Consider the following 13,973-nt stretch of genomic DNA (forward strand, 5'->3'; position numbering starts at 1 on the left):
TCAGCCACGCACCAGCGCCCGGCGTTAGCCCGGCGGTGACGTTCGCCACCCGCTGGCCAAGTGATGTGAGACAAGCGAGAGCGACGATGAGTGCATGCCGAGGCGTGACCTCGTGAAGCCCTGGAAAGCGATGCTGGCTGCGGTCGGCGTGGCGCTCGCGCAGCTCGCCGGCGCGGCCGACCCTGCGGACGGCGAATGGCCCTCGGCGGCGCGCGACCCCGCCAACACGCGCTTCAGCCCGCTCGCCGAGATCGGCACCGGCAACGTCGCCAACCTCAGGCTCGCCTTCACGTTCCCGCTCGGCGTCGAGCGAGGCCAGGAAGCGGCGCCGCTGGTGATCGGCGACACCATGTACGTGGTGACCGCGTTCCCGAACTACGTCTACGCGCTCGACCTGACGAAGAACGACGGGAGCTTGCGCTGGTCGTTCGACCCCAAGCCCGACCCCAACGCGCGGGGTGTCGCCTGCTGCGATCTCGTCAACCGCGGCGCCGCCTACGCGGACGGGCGCGTGATCATCAACACGCTCGACGCCCACACCATTGCGCTCGACGCGAAGACCGGCCGCGAGCTGTGGCGCACGCGGCTCGGCGACATCAACATCGGCGAGACCGTCACGATGGCGCCGCTGGTGGTGCGCGACAAGGTGCTGGTCGGCAACAGCGGCGGCGAGATGGGCGTGCGCGGCTGGATCAGCGCGCTCGACGTCGCCAGCGGCCGCATGCTGTGGCGGGCCTACAGCACCGGCCCCGACAAGGACGTGCTGATCGGCCCGAATTTCAAGCCGTTCTACCCGCAGGACCGGGGCAAGGACCTCGGCGTCGCCACGTGGCCCGGCGGTGCCTGGAAGCTCGGCGGCGGCAACGTCTGGGGCTTCGTCTCGTACGACCCGGCGCTCGACCTCGTCTTCCACGGCACCGGCAACCCCGGGCCGTGGAATCCCGAGCAGCGCCCCGGCTCGAACCACTGGACCGCCGGCGTCTTCGCGCGCCGGCCCGACACCGGCGAGGCCGTTTGGTATTACCAATGGAGCCCGCACGACCTGCACGACTACGACGGGGTCAACGAGAACGTGCTGGTCGACCTGCCGATCGGCGGGCGCACGCGCCAGGTGCTGGTCCACCCCGACCGCAACGGCTACATCTACGTGCTCGACCGTGCGACCGGCCAGGTGCTGTCGGCCGACGCCTTCGTGCCGATCACCACCACCAAGGGCGTCGACCTCAGGACGGGCCGCCTCATCTACAACCCCGACAAGGAGCCGCGCGCCGGCCGCGTGGTTCGCAACATCTGCCCCACGTCGCCGGGCGGCAAGGACTGGCAGCCGTCGGCGTGGTCGCCACGTACCCGGCTGCTCTACGTCCCGCACCAGAACCTGTGCCAGGACACCGAAACCTTCGAGGTCAGCTACATCGCCGGCACGCCGTACGTCGGCGTCGACAACAAGATGAACCCGGGGCCGGGCGGCAACCGCGGCGAGTTCAGCGCATGGGACCCGGTCGCGCGGCGCAAGGCCTGGAGCATCAAGGAGAACTTCCCGGTCTGGAGCGGCGCGCTCGCGACCGCCGGCGACGTGGTCTTCTACGGGACGATGGAAGGCTGGTTCAAGGCGGTCGACGCGAAGACCGGCAAGCAGCTCTGGCAGTTCAAGACGGCGTCCGGAATCATCGGCCAGCCGGTCAGCTATCGCGGCCCCGACGGCAAGCAGTACATCGCGGTGCTGTCGGGCGTCGGCGGCTGGGCCGGCGCGGTGGTGAGCGGCGCGCTCGACGTGCGCGACGGCTCCGCGGCGATGGGCTTCGCCAACGCGATGAAGGACCTGCCGCAGCACACCACCAAGGGCGGGACGCTCTATGTCTTCGCGCTGCCCTGACGCGCTCGGCCGCGTGCTGGCGCTCGCGGTGGCCTGCGCTGCCGCGCTGAGCGCACCCGGGGCTCGGGCAGCCGACGCCCCTGCGGCCGACGCGCCTGCTGCAGCGGCGAGCGACGGCGCTCCGCAGCCCGCGCGCCTGCGCGTCTGCGCCGACCCCGACAACCTGCCCTTCTCGCGCGCCGACCGCTCGGGCTTCGAGAACCGCATCGCGCAGATGATCGCCGACGACCTCGGCTGGCGCCTCGAGTACGCGTGGCTGCCGCAGGTGCGCGGCTTCGTGCGCAAGTCGATCGGCGCGGGTCTGTGCGACGTGTTCATCGGCGTGCCGGCCGGCTTCGATCGCGTGCTGACGACGCGCCCGTACTACCGCTCGGGCTACGTGTTCGTGAACCGTGCCGACGCGCGCGAGGCGCTCGCGTCGTTCGACGACCCGCGCCTCGCGCGCCTGCGCATCGGCGTGCAGCTGATCGGCGACGACGCCGCCGCGACGCCACCCGGCCACGCGCTCGCGCGCCATGGCGCGCTCGAGCGCGTCGTCGGCTACCCGGTGTTCGGCGAAGGCCCGGCCGCGCAGCGCGCGGTCGACGACCTCGCCGCCGGGCGTCTCGACGCTGCCCTGCTGTGGGGGCCGCAGGCCGGCTACTTCGCGGCGCGAAGCAGCGTGCCGATGCGCCTGGCACCGGCCCAGGCGCCGGCCGACGTCGCGCTGCCGTTCGAGTTCTCGATCGCGATGGGCGTGCGCAAGGGCGATCGTGCGCTGCGCCAGCGCCTCGACGACGCGCTGGAGCGGCGCGCCGCCGAGATCGCCGCGATCCTCGACGACTTCGCCGTACCGCGCCGGCCGTTCCGCGCGAGCACCACGGCCGCCGCCGCCGGCGGCGAGGAGCACCGGCCATGATGCGCTGGGCGCTCGCGGTGCTTGCGGCCGCGGCGCTGGCGGGGTGCTACCGCGAGCAGCGCCTCGTCGAGTCGCCAGCCGCGGGCTCGGCGCCGGCGGCGGGCCGTCAGTCGGCGCTCAAGCCCGGCGCTCGTGAGCCGCTGCAGCCGGCCACCACGCCCGTGCCGCAGGCGTCGGCCTACGAGTACAACGCCTATGCCGTCTCGCAGGGCCAGCGGCTCTTCCGCTGGTACAACTGCAGCGGCTGCCACGGCAACGGCGGCGGCAACATGGGCCCGCCGCTGATGGACGACGAGTGGCTCTACGGCAGCGCACCCGGCGACATCTACACGACCATCGTGCAGGGCCGGCCGAACGGCATGCCGTCGTTCGGAGGCCGGATCTCGTCCGACCAGGTCTGGCAGATCGTGGCCTACGTGCGCTCGATGAGCGGACAGCTGCGCAAGGATGTCGCGCCGAGCCGCGCCGATGCGTTGTCCGGCGGCGCCGGGCCCGAGAACACGCGCCGCACCGAAAAGCCCAAGGTGGTTCCCGAGGCGCCACCGGAGATGAAGCGGTGAAACGCTGTCGCCCCGTCGCCTTGGCGCTGCTCGGCGCCGGCTGCCTGGCCGCGCCGCTGGTGCTCGCGCAAGGCGTCGCACCGCTGCCGACCGGCGCGCACGACATGCTCGCGCCGGCCGGCGTGCAGGCGGCCCACATCGGGCGCCTGTGGGACGTCTTCCTCGTCACCTGCAGCATCGTGTTCGCGGCGATCCTGATCGCGCTCGGCGTCGCGCTCTGGCGCAGCCCGCGCGCCGGCGAAGGCACGCCGCCCGACGTCTCGAGCGTCGATCGCCACGAGCCGGGCCCCTATCGCAGCGTCGTCGTCGCGACGCTGCTGTCGGTGGTGGGCCTGCTCGCCCTGCTGGTCGCGAGCGTGTGGACCGACCGCGCGCTCGCCCATCTGCCGATCGACGACGCGGTGCACATCGAGGTCACCGGTCATCAGTGGTGGTGGTCCGTCACCTACGCCGGCAAGCCCGAGTCCGAGACCTTCACCACCGCCAACGAGCTGCACGTGCCGGTCGGCAGGCCGGTCGTCGTGAAGCTCACCTCGAACGACGTCATCCACACGCTCTGGGTTCCCAACCTGTCGGGCAAGAAGGACCTGATTCCCGGGCGCGAGACGGTGCTGCAGTTCCGCGCCGACACGCCCGGCGTCTACCGCGGCCAGTGCGCCGAGTTCTGCGGCTTCCAGCACGCGTTCATGGCGTTCGAGGTGGTCGCCGATCCGCCCGAGCAGTTCGCCGCGTGGGCGGCACGCCAGCGCCAGGAGGCGGGTACGCCGACCGACCCGCTGCTCGTGCGCGGCCAGCAGGTGTTCCTCGGCACCACCTGCATCATGTGCCACGCGATCCAGGGCACCAACGCGCACGCGCGCAGCGGCCCCGATCTCACGCACGTCGGCGGGCGCCGCACTCTCGCCTCGGGCACGCTGGCCAACACGCCCGAGGACCTGTTCCGCTGGATCAAGGACCCGCAGAAGATCAAGCCGGGCGCCAACATGCCCGCGTCGACGCTGCCCGACGCCGACCTGCGCGCGCTCGCGGCCTACCTGGAGAGCCTGAAGTGAGCGATGCCGCGGTTCGTCCGCACCCCGCCGTGAACTCGGTGCCACCGACGCGCGAGGACATCGAGAACCTCGAGCGCGCCTGGAGCGACCCGCCCGGCTTCGTGGGCTGGCTTTCGGCCATCAACCACAAGGCGATCGGCCGCCGCTTCATCGTCACCGCATTCGGCTTCTTCGTCGCCGGCGGCCTGCTCGCCGCGCTGATGCGGCTGCAGCTCGCGAGGCCCGAAAGCAAGCTGATCGGGCCCGACCTCTACAACCAGCTCTTCACGATGCATGGCTCGACCATGATGTTCCTGTTCGCCGTTCCGGTGATGCAGGCCGTCGCGGTCTACCTGGTGCCGCTGATGATCGGCACGCGCAGCGTCGCCTTCCCGCGCATGAACGCGTTCGCGTTCTGGATCTTCCTGTTCGGCGGCGTGATGCTCTACGTCGCGTTCGTGCTCAACGTCGGCCCCGACGCGGGCTGGTTCGCATACGTGCCGCTTTCCGGCCCCCAGTACTCGCCCGGCAAGCGGGTCGATTTCTGGGCCCAGCTCATCACGTTCACCGAGCTGTCGGGGCTGCTCGAAGCCATCATCCTCGTGACCACGGTGTTCAAGCTGCGGGCGCCGGGCATGAGCCTGAACCGCATCCCGCTCTTCGTCTGGGGCATGGTGGTCACTGCCTTCATGGTGATGTTCGCGATGCCCGCCGTCATGCTCGCCAGCACCGCGCTGATCACCGACCGTCTGGTCGGCACCCATTTCTTCAACCCGGCCGAAGGCGGCGACCCGATCCTCTGGCAGCACCTGTTCTGGTTCTTCGGGCACCCCGAGGTCTACTTCATCTTCATCCCCGGTCTCGGCTTCCTGTCGGCCATCATCGCGACCTTCGCGCGGCGACCGATCTACGGCTACACGGCGATGGTGCTGTCGCTCATCGCGACCGGCTTCCTCGCGTTCGGACTGTGGGTGCACCACATGTTCGCGACCAACCTGCCCGAGCTCGGCAAGAGCTTCTTCACGGCGGCGAGCCTGATGATCGCGATCCCGTCGGCGGTACAGATCTTCTGCTGGATCGCGACGCTCTGGACCGGCAAGCTCAACTTCAAGACGCCGCTGCTCTTCGTGCTGGCGTTCTTCTTCATCCTCGTCATGGGCGGGTTGACCGGTCTCATGCTGGCTGCCGTGCCGATCGACCTGCAGGTGCACGACACCTACTTCGTGGTCGCCCACCTGCATTACGTGCTGATCGGCGGCGCGGTCTTCCCGCTGTTCGGCGCGATCTACTACTGGTACCCCAAGTTCACCGGCCGTCTGATGAGCGAGCGCCTCGGCAAGTGGAACTTCTGGCTCTTTTTCATCGGCTTCAATGTCGCCTTCTTTCCGATGCACGTGCTCGGCATGCAAGGCATGCCGCGGCGCGTGTACACCTACTCGGCCGAGATGGGCTGGGGGCCGCTCAATGCACTGGCCTCGCTGGGCGCGCTCGTCATCGCGATCAGCGTGCTGCTCTTCGTCGTGAACGTGTTCCGCAGCCTCAGGCACGGCCAGATCGCCGGCAACGACCCGTGGGGCGGCAACACGCTCGAGTGGTCGACCGCATCGCCGCCGCCCGCCTGCAACTGGCCCGCGCTGCCGGTGGTGCACGCACGCGACCCGATGTGGGAGCCCTGGCCCGAGCCAACCCACGTCGCGGGCCTCGCCACCGAGAGTCGCGAGGTGCTGATGACGACCGTGCTCGACGGCCGGCCGGACTCGCGCGAGTCGTTCCCGAAGCCGACGATCTGGCCGTTCGTCACCGCGCTCGCGACCACGGTGCTCTTCGTCGGCACGATCTTCACGCCCTGGGCGCTGATCTGGGGCCTGCTGCCGGTCGGCATCGCCGCCACCATCTGGTTCTGGCCGCGCCGGGTCGACACCGCCAAGCACCTCGCGCTGGAACGCCAGCCATGAAGGCGTATCACCCCGTCGACCACAGCGCGGCCGAGGGCCAGGCGCAGGCGCTCGCGCTCGCCCGCGAGGTCGGTTCGGCGCTCGACGTGCGCGAGCTGCCGACCTTCGGCTTCAGCCACCGCAGCCTCATGTGGTGGGGCACCGCGGGCCTGATGGCCATCGAGAGCACGGTGTTCGCGCTCGCGGTGATGGCCTACTTCTACCTGCGCGCGCATGCCGACCTCTGGCCGATGAGCACGCCGGCGCCCGATCTGCTGTGGGGCAGCGTCAACACGGCGATCCTCGTGCTCAGCATGTGGCCGAACCACCTCGTCAAGAAGGCGGCCCGGCGCCTCGACCGCGCAGGCGTCAAGCGCTGGCTGACGGTCTGCGTGCTGGTCTCGTTCGTCTTCCTCGGCATCCGCTGGCTCGAGTTCCAGGCGCTCAACTGCCGCTGGGACAGCGACGCCTACGGCTCGATCGTGTGGATGCTGATGATGCTGCACACGATCCACCTCGTCACCGACACCTGGGACACGACCGTGCTGAACGTGCTCTTCTTCACCGGGCCGCTCGAAGGCCGGCGCTTCGTCGACGTCAGCGAGAACGCCCTCTACTGGTACTTCGTCGTGCTGAGCTGGCTGCCGATCTACGCGGTCGTCTACTGGGGCGCGCGGGGCTGAGCCATGCGCGCCGGCCTGCCCGCTTCCGACCTGCTGGCGTGGCCCGCGCTGCTGCTCGCTCCGCTGCTCGCGCTCGGCTACCAGTCGATCGTCTACGCGATGGTCTGGCCGGCCTGCGAGGCCCAGTCGTCGACCGCGTTGCACGTCGTGTCGGCGCTGACGCTCGCGGCGTCGGTCGCGATGACGTTGCTCGCATGGCGCGCCTGGGCCGGCAGCGCGCGGTCCGCCGACGCCGTGCGGCCGGTGACCGACAGCGATGCCGGCAAGGTGGCGTCGCGGCCGCGCTTCGTCGCCTTGATGGCGACGCTCGTCGGCGCATTCGCGTCGCTCGCGATCGCTGCGATGTGGTTCCCGGTCTGGGTGCTGTCGCCGTGCCACTGATCCGCACGGTGCAGCGGGTCGCGACGTACTGACCCGCGGCGCGCGTTTCAGGCCGTGCCCGCGCGCCGCGCGAGCGGGCGCCTGCCGAGCAGCTGCGCCGCGAGCACCAGCGCGCAGCCGACGTAGACCACGCCGGCCGGCACCCACATGACGAGTCCGCCCAGCTGCTGGTCCTCGAGCGGCGTCATGCCGAACGCGAGCGTGGTCTCGGCATAGGCCGAGTACCACGGCAGCGGCGCGAGCGCGAGCAGCGCGCCGAGCGCGCCGGTATGCAGCATGGTGGTGAACAGCGACGCCAGCGCGATCGCGCGGTCCTGACGCGTGACGACGCCGAGCACGCTCCACCAGAACAGCAGCGCGGTGACCACGAACGCGAGGTGCTGCAGCGTGTGCATGCCAGGGTGCGCGAGCGCCGCGTCGAACCACGCCGGCACGTGCCAGAGCCAGAGCGCGAGCGCGTGCAGCAGCCAGGCCGCGAGCGCACCCGTCAGCACCAGCCACGGCGCACGCCAGGCCGGGCGGTGGAAGAAGCGGCCGGTCGGCGCGCGCCAGCCCGCCGGCAGCGCCCAGCTCCACGCGGCGAGCGGGCGCCCCATCACGAGCAGCGGCGCCGCGACCACCATCAACAGCTCGTGCTGCACCATGTGCGCGGCGAAGAGGTGCCCGCCGAGCGCGTCGACGGGCGAGACCAGCGCGATCACGAGAACGATCCAGCCGCACGCGAACGCCGCCGCCGCACGCGCGCCGAGGCCCCGACCAGCGCCCGCATGCGACCACAGACGGGCGACGCCGACGGCGTAGGCGCCGCCGCTGAGCGCGAGCAGCGCGATCACCCACGGCTCGAAGGTCCACGCGAGCGCCGGCCGCCCAGCCTCGGCCGCATGGGCGAACGCGAGCGCGGGACACGCCGCGAGCAGCGCTGCCACGGCGCATCGAAGGCGCGGCCTTCGCTCCGACGTGCCGCCTGCGGCAAGCCGCGCCCGCTCGTCCTGTCTCATTGCCACGTGGCATCGCTCCGGCTGTCGTGAAGAGCCGATGTTGCCCGACCCCGCTGCAGCCCGATGCGCGTCGGCGCGGTCACCCGAGCCGCCTGCATCGACGCCGACCGCGCGTCGGGGTGAGGAAGGCGCCTACAGCATCTTCGTCGTTGTCCGACCGGAACGCCGCGGCGGGGTCCACACCATGCGATCGCGGCGACGCGGAGGCGCTTCCCGCAGCCGGCCGAGGCATGGCGCTGCAACCGGCTTCAACCCAGGAGAAAAACATGAGCCAGAAAGATCCCCAGAATCGTGACCCGCTGACCGACGAGCCCGGTTCCCATCCGGTGGGTACGGGCGTCGGCGCGACCGGCGGCGCGCTTGCCGGCGCGGCGGCCGGCTCGATCGCCGGCCCGATCGGCACGATCGCCGGTGCGGTGGTGGGAGCGGTCGCCGGCGGCCTTGCCGGCAAGGGCGTCGCCGAATCGGCGAACCCGACGCAGGGCGGCGCGCCCGACGAGCACAAGGTCGGCACCGGACTCGGTGCCGGCGCGGGCGCGGTGACCGGCGCATCGATCGGCGCGGCCGCCGGACCGGTGGGCGCGATCGCCGGTGCGGCGATCGGCGCCGCCACCGGCGGGATGGCCGGCAAGGGCGCCGCCGAGGTCGTGAACCCGAAGCCCGAAGACGAACTGCACGAGCACAACCTCGCGACCGGAGCCGTCGCCACCGGCGGTGCCGCGACCGGCGCGGCGATCGGCGCCGCCGGCGGTCCGATCGGCATGGCGGCGGGTGCCGCGATCGGCGCAATCGCCGGCGGCATGACCGGCAAGGGCGCCGCCGAAGTGGTGAACCCGAAGGCGAGCGACGACCTGGGCGACCATCACCTGGCGAGCGGCGTCGGCACCGGCGGCGGCGCGCTCGCCGGCGCGGCGGTGGGCGCCGCGGGCGGTCCGATCGGCATGGCGGCCGGCGCGGCGATCGGCGCCGCGGCCGGCAGCGCGGTCGGTCACGGCGCTGCCGAGGTCGTGAACCCGCAGGAGGAGGACCGCTACTGGAGCGAGGCGCACGCGCGTGCGCCGTACGCGTCGGCCGACCGCACGTACGACGACTACCGGCCCGCCTATGCCGTCGGCTACAACAGCCGCTCGCGCTTGGGTAGCGACTTCGATGCCGCCGACAGCGACCTCGGCGCCGAGTGGAACCGCACCCGCGGCAGTTCGCGCCTCAGCTGGGACGAGGCACGGCCGGCGGCGCGCGCCGCCTGGGATCGCGCGCAGCGCTGAGATCGGCGCGCGGCGTGGGGCGCGCCAGCGCGCGCCGCGCCACGCTCGGGCGAGCGCCTGCGGGCGCTCGTTCTTCGTGCGGCCGCTCGTCCCTTCAGCTCAAGCGGATGATCGTCTCGGTCGCGGCCAGCTCGTCCGGCACGCCGCTGACGGTGTCGCTCTCGCGGGCGCGGGCTTCACGCTCGCGCGCCTCGCGGCCGAGGCGCTCCGCCTCGAAGATCGCCGAACGCTCGGCGCTCGTGTAGACGATCGAGTCGGGCAGCAGCGCGCCGCACGATTCGCACTTCGGATACCGCCGGTTGAAGATGCGGAACCCGCAATCGGGGCAGGTCGGCGACGCGTTCGAATCCATGGAAGGTCAGATGAGTAGGCCAGGGATCTTAGGCATTCGGCGTGCGCGGCGCCGGGGCTTGCCCGCGGCCGCCGACGTGCGGTGCTGCCGAGGGCGCAGACGGTGCGCCCGCATCGTCACCCCGGTCAGGCGGCGAGCGACTCCCACATTGCCTTGTCGCGCTCGGCGGTCCAGATGCGCGGATCGCGATGGCCGGTGGCCTCGTCGTACGCCCGCGTCACGTCGAACGGCATGCAGTGGTCGAAGATGACCCAGTGGCCGTATTTGGGCGCGAGCGCAGCGTGCGTGTCGCGGTACACGGTGCGCAGGTCGGCGCCCGCGCGCACGCCGGCCTGCACCGAGGCATAGACGTCACGCACGAAGTCGCGCGTGCCCGAGATGCCGGCCGCCACCATCTCGGGTGACGTGAGCGCCGCGCCGCGCCCCGGCACCAGGGCCACCGGCTGCAGCGCCTCGACGGAGTCGAGCGTCTGCGGCCAGTCGGTGAAGTAGGCATCGCCGGCGTACGGCGTCGCGCCGTACTCGACGAGATCGCCGCTAAAGAGGATGCGCTGCGCGGGCAGCCACGCGACCGTGTCGCCTTTGGTATGACCACGCCCGAGCTGGATCAGCCGCACCTCGAGCGAGCCGAGCCAGAGCGTCATCTCGCCCTTGAACGTGATGGTCGGCCAGGTGAGGCCGGGGATCGACTCGACGTCGCGAAAGAGGCGCGGAAAGCGCTCGATCTCGCTCTTCATGTCGGCCGCGCCGCGCTCGACGATGAGGTCGCGCGTGTCCTCGCTGGCGATGATCTCCTGCGGGCGGTAGGCGCTCGCGCCGAGCACGCGCACCGCGTGGTAGTGGCTCATGAGCACGTAGCGGATCGGCTTGTCAGTGACGCCGCGGATGTGCCGGATCACGTCCTCGGCCATGCGCGGCGTCGCCTGGGTGTCGACCACCATCACCGCGTCGTCGCCGACGATGACGCCGGTGTTCGGGTCGCCTTCGGCGGTGTAGGCGTAGGCATTGTCGGAAAGCCGGGTGAACGTGACCTGCTTGTCCTGCAGGTCGGCCTGCGATGCGAACGCTTTGCTCATGGCGGTGTCGGTTGATGCCCGCGCGCGGGCGATCGAGCGATCGTAAGCCGCACCGGGCGCGAGCGACGCCTGCTGCGCCGCCCTGCTCAGGCCGCGAGCCGCGCCAGGAAAGCCTGCACCGCGGCCGCGAAGCGCTCCGGCTGCTCGATCACGCTGAGGTGCGACGCCTCCGGCAACACCTCGAGCTCGGCGCCCGGCACCCGCGACGCGATCGCCTCCGACATCTCGACCGGCGCACCCGCGTCGTCGGCACCGGCGATCACGAGCGTCGGGCAGCGCACCGCAGCGAGCCGGTCGGTCCAGTCGACCCCGGCGACCGCCTGCGCGCTCGCCACGTAGCCGGCGCGATCGCTCGCCAGCAGCGTGCGACGAAAGCCGGCGACCACGTCGGGTCGCGCGGCGCGGAAGCCGGGGTGGAAGTAGCGCTCCATCACCATCGTCGCGATGGCGTCGATGCCCCCCTCTTGCACGCGCGCGATGCGTTCGCCCCAGAGCGCGCGCGCGGCTTCGGGATAGCGCGAGGTGGTGTTGGCGAACACCGCGCCGCGCACCAGCTCGGGGTGGCGGATCGCCAGGCCCTGCCCGACCATGCCGCCGAGCGAGAGGCCGACCCAGACCACCGGCCCGCGGCCCCATTCGCGGATCACCCTCGCGGCGTCGTCGACCAGCTGGTCCATGGTGTACGGCCCCGGCGGCACCGTCGACCCGCCGTGGCCGCGGTGGTCGTAGCGCAGCACCGCGTGGTCGGCGCCGAGCCGCGCGGCGAGCGCGTCCCACATGTGCAGGTCGAGACCGAGCGCATGGCTCAGCACGATCGGCAGCGCCGAGGCGTCGCTGCGGCCCTGCACGGCGACCTTCAGCTGCGGCTGGCTGAAGGTGTGGTGCAGCGCGACCCGCGGGCCGGGCGTGAGCGGCTGCGGCTCGGGCAGCCGCCCCTCGGCACGAAGGATGTCCTGCGTCAGCTTGAATGCCGTGTTGGCCGCCGGCACGCCGCAGTAGATCGCGCCCTGCATCAGCGTCTCCTTGATCAGCTCGAGCGAGACGCCGTGCTGGATGGCGGCGCGGCAGTGAAGCTCGAATTCCTCCCAGCGCGCCTGCGCCATGGTCATGCCGAGCACCAGCAGGCGCCGCGTGGTGTGGTCGAGCCCCGGGCGGCCCCAGATGCTGTGCCACGCGTACTGCGTGATCAGGCTCTGGAAATCGGCGTTGAAGGCGGTCGCCCTGGCGGTCGACTGCTCGACCCATGCATCGCCGAGCACCGCGCGACGGTTCCTGAGGCCGCGAGCGAAGTCGTCGAGGCGGTCGTCGGCAGGCGATGCGGCGCCCTCCGCATGCGCCGATGCGGGCGGGTTGGTCTGACCAAGTGTGCCCGCCGCGGCGTCGCCGGCGGCAGCGCTGCCGGCGATGCCATCGCTCCGGCCCGGGTCACCGGCCGCACCGCTTGCCGATCCGGTCCCGCGCACATCGTGTCCCATCAGTCGGTTCCTCTGCTCTCGAATGGTCGGCTCGCGCCGAGGGCCGCATGCGTCGCCCGCAACGGCGCGAGCTGGCGCGCCGCGAGCTCGCCCGCGGCACGCGCCGCCGCGTCGACGTCGAACGCGGCATCGAGCGCCTCGGCGCCGATCGCACCGGCCAGACGCGCGTCGGCGGCAAGCGCTTCGCGCACGAGCTCGCGCAGGTGCCGGCGCTCCGCGAAGGCACGCCGCGAGAGCTGCTCGAGCCAGGCGTGCGCCTTCGACTTGCCGACCACGCGCCCGGCGAGCAGCCCGACCGCCTCGGCGAACACCTGCCCGCCCTGCGCGTCGATGTTGGCGCGCATGCGGTCGGTCGCGACGTCGAGGCCGCCGATCGCGTCGGCGAGGGCGCCCAGCGCGCCGTGTGCCGAAAGAAACAGCGACGGCCACTCGGCGAGTTCGGCCTGCCAATTGCCGAGCCCGCGCTCGTGCTCCTGCGGCATCGCCGCGAGCAGCGCCGCCACGCGCTGCGGCGCGCGCGTCGCCGCCGCCAGCGCGATCATCGACGCCACCGGGTTGCGCTTGTTCGGCATCGCCGACGACCCGCCGCGGCCGCCGCCGCTCGGCTCGGCAAGTTCGCCGACTTCGCCTTGCGCCAGCAGCGACAGGTCGCGCGCGATCTTGCCGAGCCCGCCGCACAGCACCCCCACGTCGCAGGCGAGCGCGACCCAGGTGTCGCGCTGCGTGTGCCACGCGCCGGGCGCGACGCCGAGGCCGAGCTCGCGCGCCATGCGTTCGGCGATCGCCGGGCCGTGCGCGCCGAGTGCCGAAAGAGTGCCGATCGCACCGCCGAGCTGCAGCTGCAGCGCCGCCGCACCGGACGCGTGGAGGCGCGCCCGCGTGCGCACCAGCGGCGCGAGCCAGCCGACGAGCTTGAAGCCGAAGCTTTCGACCTGTGCCGGCTGCAGCAGGGTGCGGCCGAGGATCGGCGCGTCGCGGTGCCGATCGGCCAGCTCGAACAGGTGCGCGCACAAGGCGTCGAGGTCGGCGTCGATCAGCGCGAGGGCGCGCCGCGTCGCCAGCACCATGCCGGTATCGATCACGTCCTGGCTGGTGCTGCCCCAGTGCACGTACGAAGCGGCGTCGGCATCGACTTCCGCCACGCGCGCGGTGAGCTGCTTGACGAGCGGGATCGCGAGGCTGCCGGCGCTGCGCGCGGCGCCGCCGAGCGCGTCGACATCGATGCGGTCGGCGCGGCACGCGGCGGCGATGGCATTGCCCGCGGCCGCCGGGATCACGCCCTCTGCGGCCTCGGCGCGCGCGAGCGCCGCCTCGAAGTCGAGCATCGCCTGCACGAGCGCAGGCGCCGCGAACACGTCGCCCATCTCGGCGCTGGCGAGAAAGCCTTCGAAGAGCGGCGCGCTCATCGCGTGCACCCCAGAGGCGACGAGGCAGCGGCCGGATGCGC

The 13,973-nt window shown here is 72.1% G+C and carries 13 protein-coding genes; 8 read left to right on the plus strand and 5 right to left on the minus strand.

What is annotated here, in order from left to right; all coding sequences use genetic code 11:
- Positions 1-112 precede the first annotated feature (112 nt).
- The 7 genes from HQN59_RS13370 to HQN59_RS13400 are packed head-to-tail and all read left to right on the plus strand — an operon-like array spanning position 113 to position 7,360.
- Positions 113-1,873, plus strand: coding sequence for a methanol/ethanol family PQQ-dependent dehydrogenase (locus HQN59_RS13370; RefSeq protein ID WP_342451198.1), 1,761 nt, complete (start codon positions 113-115; stop codon positions 1,871-1,873).
- A complete protein-coding gene (locus tag HQN59_RS13375) occupies positions 1,854-2,771 on the plus strand; it encodes a substrate-binding domain-containing protein (protein ID WP_176069620.1) in 918 nt (305 codons plus the stop codon). The genes HQN59_RS13370 and HQN59_RS13375 overlap by 20 nt, the downstream gene beginning before the upstream one ends.
- Positions 2,768-3,331, plus strand: a complete 564-nt coding sequence (locus tag HQN59_RS13380) for a c-type cytochrome (protein ID WP_176069621.1) — start codon at positions 2,768-2,770, stop codon at positions 3,329-3,331. Before HQN59_RS13375 ends, HQN59_RS13380 begins: the two co-directional genes overlap by 4 nt.
- On the plus strand, positions 3,328-4,383 hold the full coding sequence (coxB, locus tag HQN59_RS13385; RefSeq protein ID WP_342451199.1) for a cytochrome c oxidase subunit II: 1,056 nt from the start codon (positions 3,328-3,330) through the stop codon (positions 4,381-4,383). The genes HQN59_RS13380 and coxB overlap by 4 nt, the downstream gene beginning before the upstream one ends.
- A 29-nt stretch (positions 4,384-4,412) precedes the next feature.
- Positions 4,413-6,317 carry a cytochrome c oxidase subunit I gene (ctaD, locus tag HQN59_RS13390; protein WP_342451214.1) on the plus strand — a complete coding sequence of 635 codons (1,905 nt, stop codon included), beginning with the start codon at positions 4,413-4,415 and terminating at the stop codon, positions 6,315-6,317.
- Positions 6,314-6,979: a cytochrome c oxidase subunit 3 gene (locus HQN59_RS13395; RefSeq protein ID WP_176069623.1), complete on the plus strand. Its 666-nt coding sequence runs from the start codon at positions 6,314-6,316 to the stop codon at positions 6,977-6,979. The genes ctaD and HQN59_RS13395 overlap by 4 nt, the downstream gene beginning before the upstream one ends.
- 3 nt (positions 6,980-6,982) lie before the next feature.
- Positions 6,983-7,360: a hypothetical protein gene (locus tag HQN59_RS13400; RefSeq protein WP_176069624.1), complete on the plus strand. Its 378-nt coding sequence runs from the start codon at positions 6,983-6,985 to the stop codon at positions 7,358-7,360.
- A gap of 47 nt (positions 7,361-7,407) precedes the next feature.
- Here the strand turns inward: HQN59_RS13400 and HQN59_RS13405 are convergent, their stop codons facing one another.
- Positions 7,408-8,286, minus strand: coding sequence for a cytochrome c oxidase assembly protein (locus HQN59_RS13405; protein ID WP_342451200.1), 879 nt, complete (start codon positions 8,284-8,286; stop codon positions 7,408-7,410).
- A 338-nt stretch (positions 8,287-8,624) separates the two neighbouring features.
- Between HQN59_RS13405 and HQN59_RS26130 the strand changes: the two genes are divergently transcribed.
- On the plus strand, positions 8,625-9,623 hold the full coding sequence (locus HQN59_RS26130) for a hypothetical protein (protein WP_246294907.1): 999 nt from the start codon (positions 8,625-8,627) through the stop codon (positions 9,621-9,623).
- 94 nt (positions 9,624-9,717) lie between these two features.
- Here the strand turns inward: HQN59_RS26130 and HQN59_RS13415 are convergent, their stop codons facing one another.
- The 4 genes from HQN59_RS13415 to pcaB form a co-directional block, all read right to left on the minus strand.
- Positions 9,718-9,975 (minus strand): hypothetical protein, encoded by a 258-nt coding sequence (locus tag HQN59_RS13415; RefSeq protein WP_176069625.1) that lies wholly within the window; start codon positions 9,973-9,975, stop codon positions 9,718-9,720.
- A gap of 125 nt (positions 9,976-10,100) precedes the next feature.
- Positions 10,101-11,051: an MBL fold metallo-hydrolase gene (locus tag HQN59_RS13420; RefSeq protein WP_176069626.1), complete on the minus strand. Its 951-nt coding sequence runs from the start codon at positions 11,049-11,051 to the stop codon at positions 10,101-10,103.
- Positions 11,052-11,137: 86 nt separating this feature from the next.
- Positions 11,138-12,526, minus strand: coding sequence for a bifunctional 4-carboxymuconolactone decarboxylase/3-oxoadipate enol-lactonase PcaCD (gene pcaCD / locus HQN59_RS13425; protein WP_176069627.1), 1,389 nt, complete (start codon positions 12,524-12,526; stop codon positions 11,138-11,140).
- On the minus strand, positions 12,526-13,932 hold the full coding sequence (gene pcaB, locus HQN59_RS13430) for a 3-carboxy-cis,cis-muconate cycloisomerase (protein ID WP_176069628.1): 1,407 nt from the start codon (positions 13,930-13,932) through the stop codon (positions 12,526-12,528). The genes pcaCD and pcaB overlap by 1 nt, the downstream gene beginning before the upstream one ends.
- Positions 13,933-13,973 lie beyond the last annotated feature (41 nt).

Origin of the sequence: Rhizobacter koreensis (assembly GCF_013366375.1) — a bacterium.
In the GTDB taxonomy this organism is placed as follows: domain Bacteria; phylum Pseudomonadota; class Gammaproteobacteria; order Burkholderiales; family Burkholderiaceae_C; genus Schlegelella_A; species Schlegelella_A koreensis.

Coding starts and splice junctions, on each gene's coding strand:
- HQN59_RS13375 (WP_176069620.1), top strand. CDS start 1,854: ATGTCTTCGCGCTGCCCTGACGCGCTCGGCCGCGTGCTGGCGCTCGCG.
- HQN59_RS13380 (WP_176069621.1), top strand. CDS start 2,768: ATGATGCGCTGGGCGCTCGCGGTGCTTGCGGCCGCGGCGCTGGCGGGG.
- HQN59_RS13395 (WP_176069623.1), top strand. CDS start 6,314: ATGAAGGCGTATCACCCCGTCGACCACAGCGCGGCCGAGGGCCAGGCG.
- HQN59_RS13400 (WP_176069624.1), top strand. CDS start 6,983: ATGCGCGCCGGCCTGCCCGCTTCCGACCTGCTGGCGTGGCCCGCGCTG.
- HQN59_RS26130 (WP_246294907.1), top strand. CDS start 8,625: ATGAGCCAGAAAGATCCCCAGAATCGTGACCCGCTGACCGACGAGCCC.
- HQN59_RS13415 (WP_176069625.1), bottom strand. CDS start 9,975: ATGGATTCGAACGCGTCGCCGACCTGCCCCGATTGCGGGTTCCGCATC.
- HQN59_RS13420 (WP_176069626.1), bottom strand. CDS start 11,051: ATGAGCAAAGCGTTCGCATCGCAGGCCGACCTGCAGGACAAGCAGGTC.
- pcaCD (WP_176069627.1), bottom strand. CDS start 12,526: ATGGGACACGATGTGCGCGGGACCGGATCGGCAAGCGGTGCGGCCGGT.
- pcaB (WP_176069628.1), bottom strand. CDS start 13,932: ATGAGCGCGCCGCTCTTCGAAGGCTTTCTCGCCAGCGCCGAGATGGGC.